Annotated in this window: 20 protein-coding genes; 17 read left to right on the forward strand and 3 right to left on the reverse strand. The window is 54.0% G+C overall.

Annotated features, from left to right (window positions below; genetic code table 11):
* Positions 1–116 precede the first annotated feature (116 nt).
* The 17 genes from DAQ1742_RS04165 to DAQ1742_RS04245 all read left to right on the forward strand — a co-directional run bounded on the left by DAQ1742_RS04165 (position 117) and on the right by DAQ1742_RS04245 (position 18974).
* Positions 117–512 carry a winged helix-turn-helix transcriptional regulator gene (locus tag DAQ1742_RS04165; protein ID WP_035340118.1) on the forward strand — a complete coding sequence of 132 codons (396 nt, stop codon included), beginning with the start codon at positions 117–119 and terminating at the stop codon, positions 510–512.
* 680 nt (positions 513–1192) lie between these two features.
* Positions 1193–1774, forward strand: coding sequence for a tyrosine-type DNA invertase (locus DAQ1742_RS04170; RefSeq protein ID WP_035345762.1), 582 nt, complete (start codon positions 1193–1195; stop codon positions 1772–1774).
* Positions 1775–2297: 523 nt separating this feature from the next.
* Positions 2298–2873: a type 1 fimbrial major subunit FimA gene (fimA, locus tag DAQ1742_RS04175; protein WP_035340120.1), complete on the forward strand. Its 576-nt coding sequence runs from the start codon at positions 2298–2300 to the stop codon at positions 2871–2873.
* A 96-nt stretch (positions 2874–2969) separates the two neighbouring features.
* A complete protein-coding gene (locus DAQ1742_RS04180) occupies positions 2970–3509 on the forward strand; it encodes a fimbrial protein (RefSeq protein ID WP_035340122.1) in 540 nt (179 codons plus the stop codon).
* Positions 3510–3603: 94 nt separating this feature from the next.
* Positions 3604–4287: a fimbria/pilus periplasmic chaperone gene (locus DAQ1742_RS04185; RefSeq protein ID WP_051124011.1), complete on the forward strand. Its 684-nt coding sequence runs from the start codon at positions 3604–3606 to the stop codon at positions 4285–4287.
* Positions 4288–4435: 148 nt separating this feature from the next.
* On the forward strand, positions 4436–7072 hold the full coding sequence (locus tag DAQ1742_RS04190) for a fimbrial biogenesis usher protein (protein WP_180706238.1): 2637 nt from the start codon (positions 4436–4438) through the stop codon (positions 7070–7072).
* A gap of 11 nt (positions 7073–7083) precedes the next feature.
* The gene (fimF, locus tag DAQ1742_RS04195) at positions 7084–7617 is read left to right on the forward strand and encodes a type 1 fimbrial adaptor subunit FimF (protein ID WP_035340126.1); all 534 of its coding nucleotides are present in this window, start codon (positions 7084–7086) and stop codon (positions 7615–7617) included.
* A 15-nt stretch (positions 7618–7632) separates the two neighbouring features.
* Entirely contained in the window at positions 7633–8133 is a 501-nt protein-coding gene (gene fimG / locus DAQ1742_RS04200; RefSeq protein WP_035340130.1) for a type 1 fimbrial minor subunit FimG, read from the forward strand.
* A 16-nt stretch (positions 8134–8149) separates the two neighbouring features.
* Positions 8150–9079 (forward strand): fimbrial protein, encoded by a 930-nt coding sequence (locus tag DAQ1742_RS04205; RefSeq protein WP_051124012.1) that lies wholly within the window; start codon positions 8150–8152, stop codon positions 9077–9079.
* Positions 9080–9228: 149 nt separating this feature from the next.
* Positions 9229–10722 (forward strand): EAL domain-containing protein, encoded by a 1494-nt coding sequence (locus DAQ1742_RS04210; RefSeq protein WP_145916155.1) that lies wholly within the window; start codon positions 9229–9231, stop codon positions 10720–10722.
* A 682-nt stretch (positions 10723–11404) separates the two neighbouring features.
* Positions 11405–11968: a tyrosine-type DNA invertase gene (locus DAQ1742_RS04215; RefSeq protein ID WP_035340134.1), complete on the forward strand. Its 564-nt coding sequence runs from the start codon at positions 11405–11407 to the stop codon at positions 11966–11968.
* Positions 11969–12192: 224 nt separating this feature from the next.
* Complete coding sequence (locus DAQ1742_RS04220) at positions 12193–13884, forward strand: sensor histidine kinase (RefSeq protein ID WP_035340136.1); 1692 nt, start codon at positions 12193–12195, stop codon at positions 13882–13884.
* Positions 13885–14610 (forward strand): two-component system response regulator BtsR, encoded by a 726-nt coding sequence (gene btsR, locus DAQ1742_RS04225; RefSeq protein ID WP_035340138.1) that lies wholly within the window; start codon positions 13885–13887, stop codon positions 14608–14610.
* Between the two features lie 303 nt (positions 14611–14913).
* Positions 14914–17061, forward strand: coding sequence for a carbon starvation CstA family protein (locus tag DAQ1742_RS04230; protein WP_035340139.1), 2148 nt, complete (start codon positions 14914–14916; stop codon positions 17059–17061).
* A 68-nt stretch (positions 17062–17129) separates the two neighbouring features.
* Positions 17130–17333: a YbdD/YjiX family protein gene (locus DAQ1742_RS04235; RefSeq protein WP_035340142.1), complete on the forward strand. Its 204-nt coding sequence runs from the start codon at positions 17130–17132 to the stop codon at positions 17331–17333.
* A gap of 44 nt (positions 17334–17377) precedes the next feature.
* The gene (gene yjiA / locus DAQ1742_RS04240) at positions 17378–18343 is read left to right on the forward strand and encodes a GTPase (RefSeq protein WP_035340143.1); all 966 of its coding nucleotides are present in this window, start codon (positions 17378–17380) and stop codon (positions 18341–18343) included.
* 184 nt (positions 18344–18527) lie between these two features.
* A complete protein-coding gene (locus DAQ1742_RS04245) occupies positions 18528–18974 on the forward strand; it encodes a hypothetical protein (RefSeq protein ID WP_035340145.1) in 447 nt (148 codons plus the stop codon).
* An 86-nt stretch (positions 18975–19060) separates the two neighbouring features.
* Here the strand turns inward: DAQ1742_RS04245 and eutR are convergent, their stop codons facing one another.
* The 3 genes from eutR to DAQ1742_RS04260 all read right to left on the reverse strand — a co-directional run bounded on the left by eutR (position 19061) and on the right by DAQ1742_RS04260 (position 23030).
* Complete coding sequence (gene eutR / locus DAQ1742_RS04250; protein ID WP_067486608.1) at positions 19061–20104, reverse strand: HTH-type transcriptional regulator EutR; 1044 nt, start codon at positions 20102–20104, stop codon at positions 19061–19063.
* Between the two features lie 315 nt (positions 20105–20419).
* Positions 20420–21766 carry an aldehyde dehydrogenase family protein gene (locus tag DAQ1742_RS04255; RefSeq protein WP_051124187.1) on the reverse strand — a complete coding sequence of 449 codons (1347 nt, stop codon included), beginning with the start codon at positions 21764–21766 and terminating at the stop codon, positions 20420–20422.
* A 685-nt stretch (positions 21767–22451) separates the two neighbouring features.
* Entirely contained in the window at positions 22452–23030 is a 579-nt protein-coding gene (locus tag DAQ1742_RS04260) for a YbhB/YbcL family Raf kinase inhibitor-like protein (RefSeq protein WP_083960990.1), read from the reverse strand.
* Between the last annotated feature and the right edge of the window lie 9 nt (positions 23031–23039).

Here is a 23039-nt window from a genome sequence, read left to right on the forward strand (position 1 = left end):
CGCGAGCGATAAAACGCTGTCATGAGTGGTGCTGCGCACTAACAGGAAAGCCGTTGCTTATTTTCGACAGGCTCCTTACCCTTGGGCCCAACAGTATCGAGCCTGGAGAAACCAGTATGCAAACCATCGAAAAATTGCTGCGTGGCAATGTGCTGGCCGCCGCCTGCCCCTCGCGTGAGGTGCTACAGCATATTACCAGCCGCTGGGGTATCCTTATTCTGCTGGTGCTGGCGTCAAAAACGCTGCGTTTTAGCGAGCTGCGGCGTCTTATCAACGGGGTGAGTGAGCGTATGCTGGCACAAACGTTACAAACGCTCGAAGGCGATGGTCTTATCAACAGGGTGGCTTATGACGTGGTGCCGCCACACGTTGAGTACAGCCTGACGCCATTAGGTCAGGAGGCGTCAGAAAAAGTGCAGATACTGATAGACTGGATAGAACAGAGTATGCCGCGCATTGCCGGGCACTGGTATCAGGCTGAACATGACAAGCCCCGAAAAACCTCTGCCTGAGGCAGGCGGCACACTTTTGCCCCTGGCCTGCCGCTGATAGCAGGAGGGTTATCGGTATAAACATGCCTGATATTTCGCCGATGTTCAGTTGCCTGCCGGTTCAAATGGTGTGTGGCGCGTTTGTGTATATTTAAGTCGGGGCCATAAATTAATATATAACCGCCGCGTGCCGGTCGGTGATGTCCGGTCTTTGGGTGAATAAAGGGGCTGACTGGAATAGACATTCTCTTTACTGGTAAACGTTATTGCGTTGTCGAATTTCTTCCTCTCCCTATTTTAGCAAGCTATTCCGACAGTATTCTCTATTTGATTTATTCAAGCAGAGCCATTTAACCATCAGGCTCACGTTTTATCGCACAAGATGAAGGGGGAAGGCTGAGTAAGATATTTCAGTGTGATAGTTTTGCCATGTTGTGATGAAAACACCGCTATTTTCGTCGAAATATGCATTAAAGGCTCATCTTGAGCCTGGTGGTTCGGCGGCGGTTATTTCCATGGTATTTATTGTGGGTAATTATTTTGTTTATTTTTTTATACTCTTTTTTTATGCGATAAAAATATGACCTGATTTTTTCAGTCGATTCCTGCATTCATCACCAGACGCCTGAATGATGATGCACGTCCCGATTTTCGGGAGGAAGGAATAATATTTTACTATGGGCAAACTGGAGGAATATGTCATGACAAAAAGAAAGTTTTTAACCTATGAAGAGGTTCGTAGGTTAATTGCAGCGAGCTATAATAAAGGAACCGGTGTGCGTGACAGTTGCCTGATCTTACTGGCATTTCGTCACGGTCTGCGTATCAGTGAGTTACTCGATCTGCGTTTTCCCGATCTGGATTTGAGTGAAGGGCGCTTAAATGTGCGACGGCTCAAAAATGGGTTTTCCACCGTGCACCCGCTGATGGCGGATGAATGTCAGGCGTTATCCGCATGGATGACGTTGCGTGAGAGCTGGAAAGCGGCACCTGGCAACAATGCCATCTTTATTTCACGGCGAGGGACGAGACTGTCGAGAAAACAGGCCTGGCATGTGATTCGCTGTGCCGGTGAGCGGGCGGGGATTGCGACGGTGACCCATCCGCATATGTTGCGTCATGCCTGTGGCTATGAGCTGGCAGAGCGCGGTACGGACACCCGGTTGATTCAGGATTATCTGGGGCATCGCAATATTCGTCATACCGTCAGTTATACGGCAAGCAACGCCGCGCGTTTTTTTGGCATCTGGGAAAGGGACAATCGCACAGGGCTCGTTGGGTAAATTTGGGGAAGAATAAAATGCTAATTTTTGGGCAAATAATAAGCATCTTTAAGACATTTGGGACCAAACTGTCTGTACTATAAAATCACCTCTCGCTCATTGCAACATCTCTTCATACTTATTAATACTTTATATTAAATAACTATATGATTAAAAAGTAATTTATTTTTACTGGTAAACATATTTGCTGGTTTTTACACTCTGTTACTCCCTGCATATCCCCGTCGTTCCTCCTTGCCCGACATCGTGTTTTAGGCATTTTAGCCGCTATCTTGCAAGGTTTTTTCATGTTTATAGCCAGAACCCATTGTCTTTTTTTTGGATTTTTATTCCATATTTAATCAATTATATGGATTAAAAATCTATAAGACAAAATGGTCCCAAGTGTCTCATCTGAATGGGCTAAATGAAGCCGGTTTTGGCGTTCGGAAATAGGCTAAAACACATTTCTGATTGGTTCTGCAAACAGGGGCTTCCTGAGCGTTTTTTTTGAATATAATCAATTGTTTATTAAGGAAATAATATGCGTATTAAATCGCTGGCAATCGTGGTTGCATCTGCATTGGTATTGAGTTCAGCCGCTCATGCAGCGGGCGACAATCCGGCTCCGCCGAAAGCCTCGGTGGTCACGGTCAATGGCGGGACGGTGCATTTCAAAGGCGAGGTGGTTAACGCTGCCTGTGCGGTGGATGCCGGTTCCGTTGACCAGACGGTACAACTGGGGCAGGTGCGTAGTACCAAATTAGCATCAGCGGGCAACACCAGTTCCGCGGTGGGCTTCAACATCAAGCTTAATGATTGCGATACCACGGTTGCTGGCAAGGCGTCTGTGGCGTTTTCCGGTTCAGCCGTGAGCGCGACCCATGGCAACGTGCTTGCCCTGCAAAGCTCTGCTGCCGGGGGCGCGACCAATGTAGGGGTTCAAATTCTTGACAGCAGCGGCACACCGTTAGCGCTAAATGGCGAAGCGTTTAGCGCCCCCATCAAGCTCAACGACGGCACCAATACCCTGCCGTTTCAGGCTCGTTATTACGCAACCGGTGCAGCAACGGCCGGGGTCGCTAATGCCGATGCCACCTTTAAGGTGCAATACCAATAAGGTGCCGTGCCCATCATGAAGTTAAAGGCAACGGAGGCGATATCGGGCCAGCCAGGAGGGCCCGTTTACAACAGCGCAATATAAGGAGGCGGTGAGATGCGGGGAGTGAACGCCGTGCTGTTGATTATCCTGTTTTCGCCAGCCGTTGTTGCAGGCCATCACTGGAACGTGGTGCTGCCGGGCGGCAACATGCGGTTTCAGGGGGAAATTATTGCCGAGTCATGCCGGGTGGAAGCCGCAGACCAGCACATGACGGTGCTGATGGGGCAAATGCCGGATAACCGCTTGCAGGGTATTGGCTCTGATGCCGGGGCCGTACCTTTTGTTATCCACCTTCTGGATTGTAACCCCACGGTGCGTGAACGGGTGGGGGTGGCTTTTCAGGGGGTGGCTGACAGCGCGAACCCTGACGTTCTGGCGATTGCTGATGGGCCACAAGCCGCCCGTGGCGTTGGTGTGGCGCTATTTAATGCCGAAAACCGATTGATTGCGCTTAATCGGGAGCCACAGACATGGGCCCGGTTATCCCCGGGATCCGTAGATTTGCATTTTGTCGCCAAATATCGCGCCACCCGTCATGAAATAAGCGGTGGTGTGGCTAACGCTCAGGCCTGGTTTTCGCTGACGTACCCGTAATCAACACCGGTTCGTGTGAGACATACCGCTGACATTCGACGCCAGATAATGCTTTGGGCGACCAGGAGATAACGTGAGAAGAGAGAGAAACGTCATGATACACAGGCTGATGGCAGGGATGCTGGTGTTGGCGGGGATGGTGCTGACCTGTCAGGTTCAGGCGGGGGTTGCATTGGGGGCGACACGGGTTATCTACCCGGCAAATCACAAGCAGGTGCAACTGGCTGTGAGCAGCAACGATGAAAACACCTACCTGATTCAGTCATGGGTGGAGAACGTTAACGGGCAAAAAGACGGGCAGTTTGTCGTCACCCCGCCCCTGTTTGTTATGCAGGGTAAGAAAGAGAATACCCTGCGTATTATCGATGCCACGAATCAGCAGTTGCCGCAGAACAAAGAGAGCCTGTTCTGGATTAACGTCAAAGCGATCCCCTCTCTTGATAAGAGCAAGCAGCAGGCGAATACCCTGCAACTGGCGATCATCAGTCGTATCAAATTGATTTACCGGCCGGTGAATTTATCGATTCCCCCTGAGCAGGCAGCGGCGAAGCTGCGCTTTAAACGTCAGGGCAATCAACTGGTTTTGTCTAACCCTACGCCCTATTTTTTGACGATAACCGAACTGAGTATGGGGGCGAGAGCGCTGGACAATGCGCTGGTGCCTGCTGAGGGGCAGGTTTCTGTTGCGCTGCCAGCGGGGGCCGAAGGGAAGGTGACTTATCGCACGATTAACGATTATGGCGCGCTGACGCCACGGTTAACGGGTGTTACCGAGTAGACACAAAACCGGGGTTAATCGGTATCGCCAGGTCATGTGCGGTGTCAGAGGTGGCAATAAAAGACTTGTCACTGATGAATGTACGGCCACCAATCACGTTCCTGCGAATAAACGATAACCGGACGAGCGATATCGAGCCGGAGGGGATATGTCATACCTGAAATACCGCACGAGCCATCGTGACGGGCTGAAAAGTAAACCTATCCGATGGGGATGCGCTGTGCCGCAGACGCGGATAGCACTGCTGTTCACAGTGGCGTTATTGAGCCAGGCTGCCAGAGCCGAACTCTATTTTAACCCGCGTTTTCTGGCCGACGATCCCTCCGCGGTGGCTGATTTGTCCCGTTTTGAGCGGGGTCTGGAAGCCCCACCCGGAACCTATCTGGTGGATATTTATTTAAATGAGGGGTTGGTGAGCAGCCGGGACGTGACATTTCACACCGATGATGTGAGCGGGCGGCTGTTGCCCTGCCTGACGCGTAACCAACTCGGTGCGATGGGGGTGAATACGCTATCGATTGCGGGCATCGCACCGCTGTCGCCACAGGCTTGTGTTCCGGTGGAGTCGCTGATAAAGGCCGCCAGCACGCGGTTTGATGTCGGGCAGCAGCGTCTGTACATCAGTATCCCCCAGGTTTATATGGAAAACCGGGGGCGTGGATATATTCCGCCAGAGCTTTGGGATAACGGCATCACCGCCGGCCTTTTGAACTACAGCATCAGCGGAAATCAGGTGAAGAGTCGCAATGGTGTCAGCCGTAATTACGCCTATATGAATGTACAAAGTGGTCTGAACCTCGGGGCATGGCGTTTGCGCGATAACACCGCATGGCATTACCACAGTGGCGGGCAGCGCGGTGCTCGCCAGAGTCGCTGGCAGCACATTAACACTTATCTGGAGCGAGATATTGTGCCATTTCGTACGCGTATGACGTTGGGTGACAGCTATACCCAGGGGAACATTTTCGATGGGATTAACTTTCGCGGCGCGCAAATGGCCACTGATGACAACATGCTGCCAGACAGTCGCAAAGGGTTTGCACCCGTTATTCATGGTATTGCCCGTGGCACGGCGCAAGTCTCGATAAAGCAGAATGGCTACGAAATTTATCAGACTACCGTACCGCCCGGCCCTTTCACCATTGATGATCTGTATGCCGCAGGCAGCAGTGGCGATCTTCAGGTGAGTGTCAAAGAAGCGAATGGGCGTGCTCAGGTCTTCAGCGTGCCGTATGCGTCTGTCCCGGTTTTGCAGCGCGAATGGCAGCGCAAGTATGCCGTAACGGCGGGGCAATATCGCAGCGGCAATCGCCATCAGAATACGCCCTCTTTCCTTCAGGGGACGTTGATGCAAGGGCTGCCGCGGGGCTGGACGGTATACGGCGGGACACAACTCTCCGGGCGCTACCGGGCGCTGAATCTGGGGGTGGGGAAAAACATGGGGCAACTTGGGGCATTGTCACTGGATGTGACCGGTGCGCGCGCACAACTGCCGGATGACAGTATCCATCACGGGCAATCACTGCGTTTTCTCTACAACAAGTCGCTGACAGAGTGGGGCACGCATCTGCAACTGGCGGGCTATCGCTATTCCACTCAGGGTTACTTCAATCTGGCGGATACCACCTATGAGCGCATGAGCGGGTATCGGGTGGTGACGCAGGACGGTGTTATGCAGGTCACACCGCGATTTACCGATTACTGGAATCTGGCCTATAGCCGCCGGGGGCGTTTGCAATTGAGCGTGACGCAACAACTGGGGCGGCAATCCACGCTCTATTTTACCGGGAGCCAGCAGACCTACTGGGGGACGTCGCGCCGGGATGATCAATGGCAAACCGGCATTAGCGGTGCGCTCAAGGATATAACCTGGACACTGAGCTACAGCCTGACCAAAAGCGCCTGGCAGAAGGGGCGCGATCAGATGCTGGCGCTCAGTGTGACGGTACCCTTTAGCCACTGGCAGCGCACGGACAGTACCTCGGCGTGGCGTAACGCCAGTGCCACTTACAGCACGTCAAACGATATTAAGGGGCGAAGCACCCACCTGGCGGGCATCCACGGCACGCTGCTGGATGACAATAATCTCAGCTACAGCGTGCAGTCAGGCTATACCCGAGGTGATGCGAAACAGCGGGGGGGACCGGGTATGCAGCCCTCAAATTATCGCGGCAGGGCAGGGTATGCCAACCTGGGATACAGCCGCAGTGATGGCTATAACCAACTCTACTATGGCTTAAGCGGCGGTGTGTTGGCGCATGAAGATGGGGTGACGCTGAGCCAACCGCTGGGAGACACCGCGGTACTGGTCAAAGCGCCGGGCGCAGGCAACGTCAAGGTTGAGAATCAGACCGGGGTGAAAACCGACTGGCGCGGGTATGCCGTGTTGCCCTATGCCACCGATTACCGGGAAAACCGGGTGGCGCTTGATACCCGCACGCTGGCCGATGATGTCGATATCGATGAAACCGTGGTGAACGTTGTCCCGACACATGGCGCGGTGGTTCGTGCCGATTTCCAGGCCAGGGTAGGGTCGAAAGCGCTGATGACGCTGCGCGTTAACGGCAAGCCCGTTCCCTTTGGTGCCATGGTGATGTCTGACAGTAACGCGGCGGGCAGCATAGTGGCGGATAACGGCCAGGTCTACCTGACGGGGCTGCTGCCCGTTGGCAAAGTGAAAGCAAAATGGGGTGATGGGCCCGGTGAGCAGTGTGTCGCCGCCTATCGCCTGCCGACCGGCAACCCGGCACCGGCCTTACGCCAGCTCACGGCGGTATGCCAATGAGGGGTATCAGCATGAGACAACCTGACTGTATCCGATGCCTGCTTCTTGCCTTACTGCTGGTGGGCACCAGGGCAGGGGCGGCGGGCAGCACCATCACCATTAAAGGGTATGTGAAAGACAACGCCTGCACGGTATCAACAACGTCAAAAGACTTCACGGTAGACCTGATGAGCAACTCAGCCAGGCAGTTGAATACACCGGGTGGCGCGACGCCGCCGGTGCCATTTAGCATCGTGCTATCACCGTGTGGCAGTGCTGTGAAGGCCGTCAGAATCGGGTTTTCCGGTGTTGCCGACAGCGATAACCCCATGTTGCTGGGGATAGATAGTCATCCGCAGGCGGCATCGGGCGTGGCGATACAGATACTCGACCACCACAGGCAGCCGGTCAGGCTGAATTCCGCCCCGGCGCAGCTTGCGTGGGTAGCGCTCACACCGCGCCCGGCAAACACGCTGGCGTTTTATGCCCGGCTTGTCGCCACCCGCATACCGGTTGCTGCCGGGCTGGTGTCGGCGACGGCCACATTCACCCTTGAGTTTCAGTAACCGGAGGGCGCAATCATGTCGATAAAACAAGGCTGGCAGGCGGTATTACTGCTGCTTGTCGTGATGAGTGTCGCCAGGGCTGCCGATGTGACCATCACGGTGAACGGGCGGGTGGTGGCGAAACCCTGTACGGTATCAACGCCGCAGGCGGCGGTGGATTTGGGCGAATTGTATACCTTCAATCTGATCCATGCTGGCGCATCCTCGCCCTGGCACGAGATCACTTTATCGCTCGATAACTGCCCGGTTGGCACCTCCCGCGTGACTGCGACCTTCAGTGGTGTGGCAGACCGCTCGGGAAATTACCGAAATGACGGTGATGCACAGAATATTTCACTTCAGTTGCAGGATACCGATGGGCGTGTGTTGAACAACGGGGCGCAAAAAGCGGTGACGGTGGACAACCAGACGCAATCAGCCCATTTTCCCCTGCGAGTGAGGGCCTTCACCGTAAATGGGAACGTGACGCAAGGCCGTATTCAGGCAGTGATTAACATTACCTACACCTATGCCTGAATCAGGAGAATGAAACATGCAAACAGCCCATATCTGCGTTTTAATCAGTCAACGGTTCGCACTACTGTTATTGTTTGTTTTTTTATATCCACTCAACAGCCAGGCATTTTCATGCCGAACCGCTAATCAGTCTGGTATTACGGGCGGGAGCAAGAATATTTATGTCAATTTACAACCTTCAATCGGAGTTGGGCAAAATTTGGTGGTGGATTTATCTAAGGAGATATTTTGTAAAAATGATGTGAAGGAGATTAATCAGGAGGATGTAATTAATCTTAAGTCGGGATCGCTATTTGGTGGTAGCTTAAAATCTTTTGCGGGGTCAGTGTACTTTAATGGTGCGACTTACCCTTTTCCATTGTCAGGTGATACTTCGGCTCTTATTTACTCTAATCATGACAATGTCTATAAACCCTGGCCGGTCAGACTCTATTTAACGCCTATGGGTGGTGCAGGTGGCGTGGTTATAAATAACGGCTCGCTGATTGCTACGCTGAGTATGTATAAGTTCAATAAATTTTATGGTGACGCAGCACATTTCACCTGGAATATTTATGCCAATCATTCCGTGGTGGTGCCTGTCGGTGGATGCGATGTCTCCAGCCGTAATATTACCGTGACCTTGCCTGATTACCCCGGCACGGCAGCCGTGCCACTGAGCGTGCACTGTGCGCAGAGCCAGCAACTGGCGTATTACCTGACGGGCACGACTGCCGATGCATCCGGCTCGGTGTTTGCCAACACCGCCGCTTCACCGGCGGCAGGCATTGGCGTGCAGTTATCTGGTGCCAGCGGGGTGATTACCGCTAACCAAAATATCTCTCTCGGGCAGGTTGGTCCATCGCCGGTTAATCTTGGGCTGAAGGCGTCTTATGCCCGTATCGCAGGGCATGTTAGCGCCGGAAATGTGCAATCGGTTATTGGTGTTACCTTCGTTTATTTATGATTTTTATCATGTGGGGTATTTGGAAATAAAAAACCGTAAATATATTTAAAACTTTAGGGTGACAGGGTCGGTTTTAATATCGCGGCGTTTTATTTGCCTGAGCGGGTGTTGTTTTCACATAAAGTGAGAATCATGACGTGACCAGTTTTATGAGCGCAACCGAAAATTCTGCCGCCGTCCTGAATGGCTGTGCGGTGAATTATATTTATTCTGCCTGTTTTGCCACCGCCCGTGGTATTTCCGTATTACTGAGTGAAGGGGGGAAGGAAGTGAGGCAGCTCGCGCCTGAATTACCGGAAAGTGACAGATATGCGGCAGCACCGCTCACTCCGTCATTACCGTCTTTTGGCCAGAATGACCGGGTGGTTATTTTCTTGCCGGAAGATTTACGCTATTTATTTTTTAGCCTGCAACAACTGGTTGTTATATTGAACCAGAAACCCGCACCCGGCCACATCATGATATTGAGCCGCTATTCTCCCGCCTGGCTGTGCGCGACGCTGGCTGCACTGCTGGATAATGCGGCGTGTCTTGATAATGTGCATGTCGCCCGCCCGGATATTACATGCCACTCTCTTGCCCGCCTGTTGTGTGAGGACTGGGCGACGCTGCCCTCTATTTTGCAACAGGCTGATATTGATACCGTGTTTGTGGGTAAGCCGCCGGTGGCGCTGACACCGCGTGAGTTTTCCGTTCTGCTGGGCTTGTTTCACGGCCACACTATCCGCGCGCAGTCTGCCATGCAGTGCTTGAGTGAGAAAACCCTTTATCATCAACGACGTTTCGGGCTCAGGAAACTGGCCGGGCAGATCCCGCTGTTTGCCGCTCAACTGCCGGGAGCATACCGTAAAGCCCCGCTCGCCGATGCCACAGAGGCTATCACCGCGCCGCAGGACAGAGAATTTATTCAGGCAATCTATTGCCGTCAGGTTTTTCCGGTGTTTCAGGCGGTGATTGACCGATATATGACTATTCAGGGCGCGGAGATCTTCATACACGGGGGCGATGGTGGGCACGCGTTATCGCCCGGAGAGTATTTCCCGCCGTTACACTCCCGTCTTGCCTGGCGGTACTGGATTGCTTTGATGTTGTATGAAACGGTGCGTGCCATTAACCGCTATGAGGGGCGGCTCTATTTTTCGTTCAAAATTCCCGATGGCGCGATAGAAACCCGGGCGTTAATGCACCTGATTGAGGCCGCCCGCCGGCAATTACATCAGGCTGACTGGGCGGCGTGTCTGGTGCTGGAGCTCTCGGAGTCGGTGGCGATGAGCGGCAATACGTTGGTTATTCCCCCGCTGAAACGGCTGCTGATGATGGGGGCCCGTATCATGCTGGAAAACACGTTTTCTCAGAAGAGCATGAGTGCTGCGCCAAGGCCGATGGCACTCAGTGGCTATAAGCTCAATATTGCTGTGGTGAATGGTTTTTTGTCCGAAACGCACGACCGGGTGCTGATCAAAAGCCTTGTCTATTCCTGCCAGTTATCAGGCAGCCTCTGTATTGCTGAAGGCGTGGATACCTGGGAGCAGTTTGATGCACTGGTACTGCTCGGTGTCGAGGGGTTTCAGGGCAATATCATCTCACGGCCAGTTTCGCAAGAGGCGTTCGCCAGCCAGGTGCAGTGTTTCAGCAGGCGGTGATGTCAGTCAGTAACGCAAGGTGGCCGAGGGGCAAAATTCTGGCGGATTACCTGACGGGCAACACCACCCCCGTCGGATCAAACGGTATTTGCCAATACCACGTCATCACCGGCAGGTGGCATCGGTGTTTTATCAGCGTGACCTTTTTTATCAGTGAGTTATTACACGGTGATACTGTAATGTAAATTATAGTTTACAACTGTTATGGTGTTAGATTTTTCTTAATATTTTGATTTAAAGTTATTTTTTATTTTTTCATCCTTTATGCTGCAACGGTAACAATTACGCGGTGAATTTTTTTTCCGCAACTGAGCACGACGGATACGGTTCTGGCAGGGGGGGACTGATTGGGGAGGCAAAGATTGTTATGTTATATTGTTTCATGATTGAGGCGCTGGAATAGGATGGAACACATCAGGCTGCCTGCTCTTTAACTTACCATCGGTGAAACCAGGGAAAACCAGGTCTTGGCGTTGTCGCCATGTGCCAGGGGCGACTCTGTAAAAAACGTGTCCTAAGTGCCTCTTTTAAAGTAAGAAAAGGTGTGTATCCCTGCCGATTCAGGGCATGACATTTGATGATGGAATGATCGTTTTTTAACAAAACACTACATTCCGGGTTAAAAAAGCAGTGTAGTTCATTAAAAAGTACTTTTCACACAATCGCTGGTATGGAGTACATGATGAAAAACAGGCGATATCTTACCCGGGAAGAAGTGCATTCGTTGTTGGATGCAGCGCAAGCTGGAAAGCACGCTGCCAGAAATTACTGCATGATTCTCATGTCCTTTCTACATGGTTATCGGATAAGTGAGTTACTTTCACTGAAAATTTCCGATGTCGATATGATGTCCAGACAAATTTATATCAGGAGAAAAAAGAATGGCTTTTCCTCTATCCACCCGCTGGAGCCCAGTGAATACAGTTGTCTGTTAACCTGGCTGGATATAAGGAAAAGTTACGGGCCGTCCCAGCATAGCAACAGGATTTTCATCACTGAACGCAGTGGCAGCCTGTCGCGCAAACAGGCCTGGTTCATCATCAAAGAGTGTGGCCGCAAAGCGGATATCCCGATCCCTTCCTACCCCCATATGCTTCGTCATTCTTGTGGTTATGCTCTCGCCAATGGCGGGGCTGACACCCGCTTAATTCAGGATTATCTTGGCCATAGAAATATCCGCCACACCGTACATTACACCAAATGCAACCCGGCAAGATTTGCTGAATTTACCCATATTTTACTCTGATGTGACGCACTGACAGGGGAGACGTACCCACTATCGAACATCACGGTATGGCCTGATCCTGCGTGCCAGACAGGCCATTTGTGAGTCCCTCTGATAACGCGTCAACTTGATGAAACCATCAAATCAGTGAAGCGCATCAATGTACCGGTATGCTTTTGTGGTAGGGTAAGTTTCCTAAAAACAGGTCTGGTTTGCCGTGCAGTTGCCTCATCTGGGTTGTTATCATGTATGAATTCAAACTGGTTTTACTGTTGCTCCAGCAGATGTGCGTGTATCTGGTGATTGCCTATTTGCTCAGTAAAACGCCGCTATTTATTCCCCTGATGCAAGTCACGGTGCGCCTGCCGCACAAGTTGCTGTGCTATGCCATGTTTTCCATGTTCTGCATTATGGGCACCTATTTCGGGTTGCATGTGCAGGACTCAATTGCCAACACCCGGGCGATTGGCGCTGTGCTGGGTGGCTTGCTGGGTGGGCCGGGTGTCGGCGTACTGGTGGGCATGACCGGCGGGCTGCATCGCTATTCGCTCGGCGGTATGACGGCCTTTAGTTGTATGGTTTCGACCATCGTTGAAGGCTTGCTGGGCGGGATGGCACACCGCCTGCTGATGCGTCGTGGCCGGGTCGATCGCCTGTTTAACCCGTTTACCGTCGCGGGGGTGACGTTCATCGCCGAACTGTTGCAGATGAGCATCATTCTATTGCTGGCGCGCCCCTTTGAGGATGCCTTAACGCTGGTCAACGATATTGCCGTGCCGATGATAGTGACCAACAGCGTGGGTGCGGCGATGTTTATGCGTATCCTGCTGGACAGGCGCGCCATGTTTGAGAAATACACCTCGGCGTTTTCCGCCCGGGCGCTCAAGATAGCCGCCTGCACCGAAGGCATTTTGCATCAGGGATTTAACGAAGAAAACAGCATGCGGGTCGCGCAGGTTATCTATCAGGAGATGGATATCGGTGCGGTGGCCATCACTGATCGGGAAAAGCTGCTGGCGTTTATCGGCCTGGGTGACGATCACCATCTGCCCGGCACGCCGATTGCCTCGCGCCATACCCGGCGTGCCATTGAGCACAACGAGGTGGTGTATGCCGATGGTAACGAAATTCCGTATCAGTGCTCGCTACGCACCAGTTGTCGGCTTGGCTCGACGCTGGTTATCCCGCTGTGCGGCGAGAATCAGCAGGTGATCGGCACGATTAAGCTCTACGAGGCGAAAAACCGGCTGTTTAGTTCGATTAACCGCACCTTTGGCGAAGGCATTGCCAGCCTGCTGGCGGCACAGATCCTCGCCGGGCAGTATGAGCGCAGTAAGCAGTTGCTGACGCAATCGGAAATCAAATTGCTGCATGCCCAGGTGAATCCCCACTTTTTGTTTAATGCGCTCAATACCTTGCTGGCGGTTATCCGCCGTGACAGCGAGCAGGCCGGAAAACTGGTGCAATCGCTGTCAACGTTTTTCCGTAAAAACCTCAAGCGCTCTGCCGAGGTTGTCACGCTGGCGGATGAAATTGAGCACGTTAATGCTTACCTGCAAATTGAAAAAGCGCGTTTTCAGGAGCGACTACAGGTACGCTTTGAACTGCCGCCTGAACTGATGACGATGCGTTTACCGGCCTTTTCGCTGCAACCGCTGGTTGAGAATGCCATCAAGCACGGTACGGCACATTTGCTTGGCACCGGCATTATCACGCTGAGTGCGCGTCAGCAAGGCCAGCGCCTGCTGCTGGGCATTGAGGATAACGCCGGGCTTTACCAGCCGGACGCGAACACCAATAGCACCGGACTGGGTATGAACCTGGTGGATAAGCGTATCCGCAGTCGTTACGGCGAAGAATATGGATTAAGCGTGACCTGCGAACCGGACTGTTACACCCATGTACTCGTCACCTTGCCTTGTGAGGAAGCTGTATAGATGTTGAGTGTGTTGATTGTCGATGATGAACCGCTGGCGCGCGATAATCTGCGTTGCCTGCTGGAGCAGGATGACGAGCTGGCGCTGGCCGGCGAGTGCGCCAATGCGCTGGAAGCCATTAGTGCGATTCACCGCCTGCACCCCGATGTGGTGTTTTTGGATATTCAGATGCCGCGCATCAGCGGGCTGGAAATGATAGGCATGATTGACCCGGATAACATGCCCTATATCGTGTTTATCACTGCCTATGATGAGTATGCCATCAAGGCGTTTGAAGAGCAGGCGTTTGACTATTTACTCAAGCCCATCGACCCGCAGCGACTGGCGAAAACCCTGCGTAATTTACACCGTGAGCGGCCCGCGCAAGCGCTGGATCGCTTGCCGTCAAAGCAGGCCGGGCTGGACTATATCCCTTGCACCGGCCACAGCCGCATTTACCTGATGAAAAGCAGTGAAGTGCAATACGCCAGTTCGCGCCAGAGTGGCGTCTATGTCACCGGGCCGCAGGGTGAAGAGTGCTTTACCGAGCTGACGCTCAAAACGCTGGAGAGCCGAACCACGCTGGTGCGCTGTCACCGTCAATATCTGGTGAATATGGATTGCCTGCGTGAGATTCGGCTTGAAGAAAGCGGTCATGCCGAGATTTTACTGAAAAGCGGTCAGACGCTGCCGGTCAGCCGCCGTTATCTGAAAACCCTCAAGCAGCTGCTTGGCCTGAAAGGCTGAGTTGCGCGTGATGGCGAGACGGGGCACTCGGGCCATCATTTTTCATCCGGCTATCTATGTATTCTTATCAGGCCAGGCATTGCCGGGTCTGTGGCCATAGCCTCTCTCTTCGTTCGTGATTTTCTCGTTCGTGACTTTCCGGCGGTTGCGCCCAGCGGTGCCACCGCTTATTCCGCTATATGACCGGTCATGCGCTTATCCGACCACTTATCCAAAATTCCCTGTCATGCGACTGATGGGCTGATTACAGTCACTCTACGTAACTACATCATCGATAACGACACGACAAGAAGAGAGAGCGTGATGAAGGATAAACTACTTAAACATCTTCCCTGGGGATTACTGGGATTCATCGGGGCGTGCTGTCTGGGGGTGGTCGCGCTGCGCCGCGGCGAGCACGTTAGCGCCATGTGGATAGTGGTTGCCTCGGTGGCCGTCTACCTCGTTGCCTACCGCTATTACAGCCTGTATATCGCCCGCCGGGTGATGCAACTGGATGCCAGCCGGGCGACACCGGCCGTGGTCAATAACGACGGCCTTAACTATGTGCCGACCAACCGCAACGTGTTGTTCGGCCACCACTTTGCGGCTATTGCCGGTGCAGGCCCGCTGGTAGGGCCGGTGCTGGCCGCCCAGATGGGTTACTTGCCCGGCACGCTGTGGCTGCTGGCCGGTGTGGTGCTGGCGGGTGCGGTGCAGGACTTCATGGTGCTGTTTATGTCCACGCGTCGCAACGGGGTGTCGCTCGGCGAGATGATCAAAGAGGAAATGGGGCCGGTGCCCGGCACCATCGCGCTGTTCGGTTGCTTCCTGATTATGATAATCATCCTGGCGGTGCTGGCGTTGATCGTGGTGAAAGCGCTGGCGGAAAGTCCGTGGGGCGTGTTTACCGTCTGCTCCACCGTGCCGATTGCGCTGTTTATGGGCATTTATATGCGCTTTCTGCGCCCCGGCCGGGTGGGGGAAGTGTCTGTCATCGGCATCGTGCTGTTGCTGCTGGCTATCTGGCTGGGTGGCGTCATCGCCCATGATCCGTACTGGGGCCCGGCGCTGACCTTTAAAGACACCACCATCACCTTTGCGCTGATTGGCTATGCGTTTGTCTCCGCGCTGTTGCCGGTATGGCTGATTCTGGCACCGCGCGACTATCTGGCGACGTTCCTGAAAATCGGGGTGATCGTCGGTCTGGCTATCGGCATCGTCATCATCAACCCTGAGCTGAAAATGCCGTCCATGACCCAGTTTATCGACGGTACTGGCCCGGTGTGGAAAGGTGCGCTGTTCCCGTTCCTGTTTATTACCATCGCCTGTGGTGCTGTGTCGGGTTTCCATGCGCTGATAGCCTCCGGCACCACGCCAAAACTGCTGGCGAACGAAACCGATGCCCGCTTTATCGGCTACGGTGCGATGCTGATGGAGTCATTTGTCGCCATTATGGCGCTGGTGGCGGCATCGATTATCGAGCCGGGTTTGTATTTCGCCATGAACACCCCGCCGGTCGGTCTGGGTATCACCATGCCGAACCTGCATGAGCTCGGCGGCGCGAATGCCCCTGCTATTATGGCACAACTGCATGATGTGACCGCGCAGGCCGCGGCGACCGTCAGTGCCTGGGGTTTTGTGATTTCCCCGGAGCAGATTTTGCAAACCGCGAAAGATATTGGCGAGCCGTCGGTACTGAACCGCGCCGGTGGTGCGCCGACGCTGGCGGTGGGCATTGCCCATGTGTTCCATCAGATAATCCCGAGCGCCAACATGGGCTTCTGGTATCACTTCGGTATCCTGTTCGAAGCGCTGTTCATCCTGACCGCGCTGGATGCCGGCACGCGTTCTGGCCGCTTCATGTTGCAGGATTTGCTGGGTAATTTCGTGCCATTCCTGAAAAAAACCGACTCGCTGGTTGCCGGTATGGTTGGTACCGCCGGTTGTGTGGGGCTGTGGGGCTACCTGTTGTATCAGGGCGTGGTCGATCCGCTCGGCGGCGTCAAGAGCCTGTGGCCGCTGTTTGGTATCTCCAACCAGATGCTGGCCGCCGTGGCGCTGGTGCTGGGTACCGTGGTGCTTATCAAGATGAAGCGCACACGTTATATCTGGGTCACGCTGCTGCCAGCGATTTGGTTGCTTATCTGCACCACCTGGGCGCTGGGGCTGAAGCTGTTTAGTAACAACCCGCAACTGGAAGGCTTTTTGTATCTGGCGCGGGCTTACAAACAGCGCATCGCTGAAGGCACCGATTTGAGCGAACAGCAGATTGCCAACATGCATCACATCGTGGTGAATAACTACACCAATGCCGTACTGAGCGTTTTGTTCCTGGTGGTGGTGTATAGCATAATCTTCTACGGTATCCGCACCGCGCTGGCTGTGCGTAACCGTCCGGCGCGCAGTGACAGGGAAACCCCGTATGTGCCGGTGCCGGAAGGTGGCGTGAAGATCTCCTCCCATCACTGATAGCCGGGAGGATATCGCCGACAGGCTCTGGCAAGAGCCTGTCGGCGTGAATGCAAAGAGAGGGCGATATGTTCGGAAATCTGGGTAAAGCGGGCAAATATTTGGGCCAGGCCGCCAGAATGCTGGTGGGGATCCCCGACTACGACACCTATGTGCAACACATGCAGGCCAACCACCCCGATCAGGATGTGATGAGCTACGAGGAATTTTTCCGCGAGCGCCAGCAGGCCCGTTACGGCGGCAGCGGCAAAGGCGGTTTTCGCTGTTGTTAGGTATCCACCGCGCTTTAGCGTGAATACACAATCAGGAGACCCTTGTGACCACCACGGCACTGCCCGCAACCATCCTCACCGGCTTTCTCGGGGCCGGAAAAACCACCTTACTGCGGCATCTGTTGCATGCCGATCACGGCGAGAAAATCGCCGTTATTGAAAATGAATTTGGCGCGGTCGCCATTGATGATGCCTTGCTGGGCGATCGCGCTACCCGTATTACCACGTTAAGTAACGGATGTATTTGCTGTAGCAGCGCCAATGAATTGTCTGATGCGCTGCATGACCTGCTGGACGGTATCGACAGCGGCGAGCTGATAGTTGACCGGCTGGTGATTGAATGTACCGGCATGGCCGACCCTGGGCCGGTGATTCAGACGTTCTTTGCTGACGAACGCCTGAGCGAGCGTTTTGTCCTCGATGGTGTGATTGCGCTGGTAGACGCGGTACATGCCGATGAACAGCTAACCCGCCATACCGTCGCGCAGGCGCAGGTTGGTTATGCTGACCGGCTCTTGCTGACCAAAACCGATCTGGTGCAAGACACCACGGCGCTGGAAGCACGGCTTGCTCGTATCAACGCCCGCGCGACGCTGCACCGGGTGGTGAGCGGGCAGATAGATCACCGTCAGATCTTCGGTGTCGATGGTTTCATGCTAGACGATCGGCTACAGGTGTCTTTACCGCGTTTTCGCCCGCTGATTGAGCCGGATAACGCCATCAGTTCGCTGGTTGTCACGTTGCCGCATGCGGTGGACATTGAGGCGGTATCCGCCGTGATGGAACAACTGCTGCTAAAGTGTGCCGATAACCTTTTGCGCTATAAAGGTGTGCTGGCGATAGATGGCGATGACCGACGCCTGCTGTTTCAGGGCGTACAACGGCTCTACAGCGCCGACTGGGACAGGCAATGGCGTGACGATGAAGCGCGCGAGTGCGTGATGGTGTTTATCGGTATTCGTCTGCCAGAAGACGATATCCGCCGCGCGTTTGCTGCACTGAATGCGTGATCCCGATTTGCCGGGTGAAAATCCGGCAATACCTACCTTTCCTGGCACTAATCGCCTAATCACCAGTATTGCTTATCAATAATGTCTGGTTAAAACGAATCGTTATATCCAATGATTTGATTTTAAATGGTATTTATATAATCATCTGACGGCTGTTTAATCTTATTTATAAGGATGTTGAATCGTGAAGAACGTGACAAAAATTTTAGTGGCTACGGCCTCGCTATTAGCCTCTTACTCAGCATTGGCGGGCTGGCAGCCGTATAAAACAGTGACACTGGATGGATATAACAATACTGTCCCCGGGGGAAATGCTTACAATGAAACAACGATTGCATCGGGAGTGTACCGTTTCCGCATTGATCCGACTTCCGATGGTGTTGACTACGCAACAGGGCAGGGCGGCAATACCCGTTCAAAATCTGCGGCACTGATGGTGTATGATCGAACGAGTACCGCTGATAAAACGGCAGCAGTCAGCTACTACGGTCTGAATGATGATGGTATGCATGCTGCCGCGATCATTCACGCATTTCCTCAAACCGGGGGCTTCGATTTGTACCTTCAGGATTGGCAACGCTCTGACAATTCGGGCACGGTGAAAGTCATCATTGAAAAATGGAAAGACTAATTACGTGAAATAAAGGGCCGACGCACGTCGGCCCATTGAACTCATCAGCCTGATATTCACCATTTCACCACATCTGCTTCTCTTTTTTACCCTGCTAATCGAGCCTTGAGTGTCACCGATGGCTTTTCATTAAACAGCCGTTGGTAATCACTGGCGAACTGGCTCAGGTGCCAGAAGCCCCATTGCATGGCGGCATCCTGTACGGTGTGATGATGGGAGTAAGGGCTGACTAACTCGCGGCGTACTGCATTGAGGCGGATCATCTTCAGCCAGGCGTTGGGGCCGCAACCCATGACATCACAAAAGGCATTTTGCAGCGTGCGGCGGCTGACATGCAGGCGACGGCACAGGTCAAGTACCGTGACCGGTTCCGACTGCTGGCTGAGCACATATTCTCTGGCGCGACCGATCAGACTGCGATAACCGATACGTTTGTTGGTATGGGATGGGCTGACATCGGCGGGCTGGGCGCTTTCCAGAAACGAAATCACGGTGGTCAGCACGTTGTGTTTCAGTACCCTGGCCGCGTTGCTGTGCTGCAAACGTTGCGGTTCGTTGCAGCCATACCACAGCGCTTCACGTACAAACGACCAGAGGATTTCCCGCCTGTGGGGTTCTACCAGCAACGTGGTGCTTTGTGCCAGCAACCGCGTCAGCTGTTCCGGCTCTTCCAGCACATCGGTGTACTGCAACAGCTCGTCACGTGAGATAGCGACCCCCAGAATGGCGTAGTCATCTGGCGTATTCAGTTCGAACTCCTTCCCCCCTGGGCTGACCGCGATGGCGTTGTCGCTGATGGGGTGGGAGCCGATAAAGCCGGTCCCGGCATGGCGGGCCGGAATACCGAACCAGAAAGCGTCGGGCCATATCATGCAGGACTGGCGCAAGGCCAGATTGGTGTATTCGTGGCAAATCTGGATACCGTCGAGCAGGATTTCGTGTAATTCCCCTTTGAAATGTCCCGGTGATACCTGATCGTAAATCTGCTGCCAGTCTGTAATGGTGCGGGATTGGGCGTAAACATCCTGTGTCTGGCGCTGGTGCACACTGTCATCCGGCGGCATCAGCGTTGTGGCCGCAAGCCGGTGCTCTGTATCCAGATGATGCAGGTTAACTGGATTGTGTTTCATCGTCAGCTCACCTCCTTGACCATGTCGGGCGGGGTCTGCCAGAGCGTGATGGTCACACCATATCGATGGATGAAGCGTAGACAGACCAAAGCATTCCCCGTTATACGGTATTCAGCCGGGGAGGAACAGGCGCTAAAGCACACTTTTCCTTCTCTCTGGTACGACCTAATTTCAGGTTTCTCCCATCGCGGTACGGTTTACTCCTTCATCCCCTGACCCCTGCTTCTCTCCTTAAGCGGCTGTTGCGTTGTGATTGCCGCTGGTCATGAACCAACGGCAACCGCGCGGCAAACCTGTTTGGGTAATACACCATCGTCAGGCGATACGGAACATATCCACCAGCACACAGCGTCGCAGGCGCACAAAGGTACGAGCGGAGGTGACACCTTCGCCGGTCGGCGTCGAGATGGTCATGGACGTCCAGCCTTCGCCACCCAGCCCCAACCCGGCGATACAAGGGCCATTTTTGACGAAAATACTGGTGTTGATGGCGTTAGCCATGCGATTTAAGTTCCTGATATTGGTGGAGTGCATCGCGGCGGTGTGGCGGCAACCATTTTCCAGTTTGAGTGCCAGCGCAATGGCTTCATCGACGTTTTTCACCCGCACCACCGGCAGTACCGGCATCATCAGCTCGGTGACGGCAAACGGGTGGCTGGCGTCGGTTTCAGCCAGCAGCAAACGGGTATATTCGTTGACTTCAAGCCCAATGGCTTCAGCCAGTTTCGTGGCATCACGGCCGACATAATCGCGGTTGACGCGACCTTTACCCTGTTCGTCGATGTCGCTCAACAGTGCCGGCAGCAGCTGTTCGGTTTGTGCTGGCGTGAGCAGCACGGCATGATTGCGTTGCATTTCTGCCAGCAGGGCATCGGCCACACTGTCTACCACGATCAGCACCTTCTCATCGGCACAGATAATGTTGTTGTCGAATGAGGCCCCTTTAACAATCGCGCGGGCGGCTTTCGGAATATCCGCCGTTTCATCCACCACTACCGGCGGGTTGCCTGCGCCGGCGGCGATCAGCCGTTTGTCGGTATGTTTGCGCGCCGCTTCCACCACCGCTTCGCCGCCAGTGACCACCAACAGCCCGATACCGGGGTAGCGAAACAGACGTTGCGCGGTTTCGATGTTAGGGTCGCAAACGCTGACCAACAGGTTCTCCGGGCCGCCGGTGGCGACAATGGCCTTATTGAGCAGGCTGATGGTGCGTAGCGAGACGTTTTTCGCTGACGGATGCGGGGCGAACACTACGCTGTTACCGGCAGCTATCATACTGATAGCGTTATTGATAACGGTCGCTGCCGGGTTGGTTGAGGGCGTCACCGAGGCAACCACACCCCAGGGGGCATTTTCAATCAGCGTCAGACCGTTATCGCCGGTTAATACTTCCGCCGACAGGCATTCGATCCCTGGTGTATGGCGCGCCTGTGACACGTTTTTGATGTACTTATCGACCACGCGGCCCATGCCGGTTTCGGCCACGGCCATTTCCGCCAGCACCTGTGCATAACGCTCGCCAGCGACCCGAATGGCTTTAATCACCTGTTGACACAGCTCGACGCTGTTCAACTGTTGTTGCGCGTACACGGCGGCCTGAACGGCGTCGTCAAGCGAGTCGAAAATGCCGCTTGGTGCGTCAAACATTGCGGGCATGGGCATCGGTACAGTCGGTTCGATCACGGAGTGTTCCATAGGGTTTATCCTCTAGTTATGTCACCTGTTTAAACCACATTGATCACCGTCTTCATCAGGGTGAACAGGCAGGTTGTGGTAAAAACCATGTTGTGGTTAAAAGTACGGATGCGAATTCGGTGTCTTGTTCAGGTCGGGCTGGGGTCGGCTCGGTACGCACAGAGACGACTATCCCAGCATGAGGCGACAGACGGATTGTCTGTATTGCGCCAGGGGGAAATCTCATCCTTGAGAGAACCCTTCCATTCTTTCATGCCGCGCCTGTTCTGATGGCGGCGGCCCGGTGTTTCCTGTGTTGACTTGCGGTTATTGTGGCAACGGCAGGTCAAAGCGAATAACAAAATTCGGCAAGTCGGCGTAAAGGTTGAAAGCGATCACGAAAAAAGAACCGTCGATTAACAGAAAAGACATGGTCGGGGGGAAGGGGTGCCTCACGGAGAAACAAGCCCGAGCGTAGCCGGTGCCCGGAGCGGGCACTCATTGGCCTTTGCCAGCCAGCGCGGTGGCGATCGCGCGACCCGTATTACCGCATGCGGTGGACATTGAGGCGATATTGGCCGTGATGGAACACGCGATGGAACAATTGCAACTGCATTGCGCTGATTGGGGCACTGAGAAAGGCTGCCTGCAAACGTTGCAGACAGCTGCACCCTTATTTGGCCGGGCGGCCGTAATAGGCAGTGAAACTGGCTTTAGCCAGGGTGTTGGCGTTGATCATGTACCCGCCGAGCGCCGGATTGGCCTCTTTAGGAATATCCAGTGTCGGGGTTTTCAGCGCGTAAACGGTGAAGATATAGCGATGCGGCTTATCTCCCGGCGGCGGGCAGACACCGCCCCAGGCTTCCACGCCATAATCAATGTGTAACTGACGAGCCCCTGTCGGCAGGTGCTTGCCGCCCGCTTCTCCAGCATTGCTTGCTAACTGATTGACGGATGCCGGAATGTTGATAACCATCCAGTGCCACCAGCCCGAGCCGGTTGGTGCATCCGGGTCATAGACGGTGACGGCGAAACTTTGCGTGCCTGCTGGTGCGCCTTGCCAGCGTAGCACCGGCGACTGGTTTTCACCCTGACAGCCAAAACTGTTGGCTTCAAAGCGTTTTGGCAGCGTGCTTTGCGCTGCTATTTCCGGGCTTGATAGCGTCAGGGGGCTGGCTTGCGCGCTCACAGCCAGCGGCCCGCCACACAGCAGGGTGGCGGTGATAAACCCAATGCGTAACTCTCTTTTCATATCGGTTTT

The organism is Dickeya aquatica (assembly GCF_900095885.1).
In the GTDB taxonomy this organism is placed as follows: Bacteria; Pseudomonadota; Gammaproteobacteria; order Enterobacterales; family Enterobacteriaceae; genus Dickeya; species Dickeya aquatica.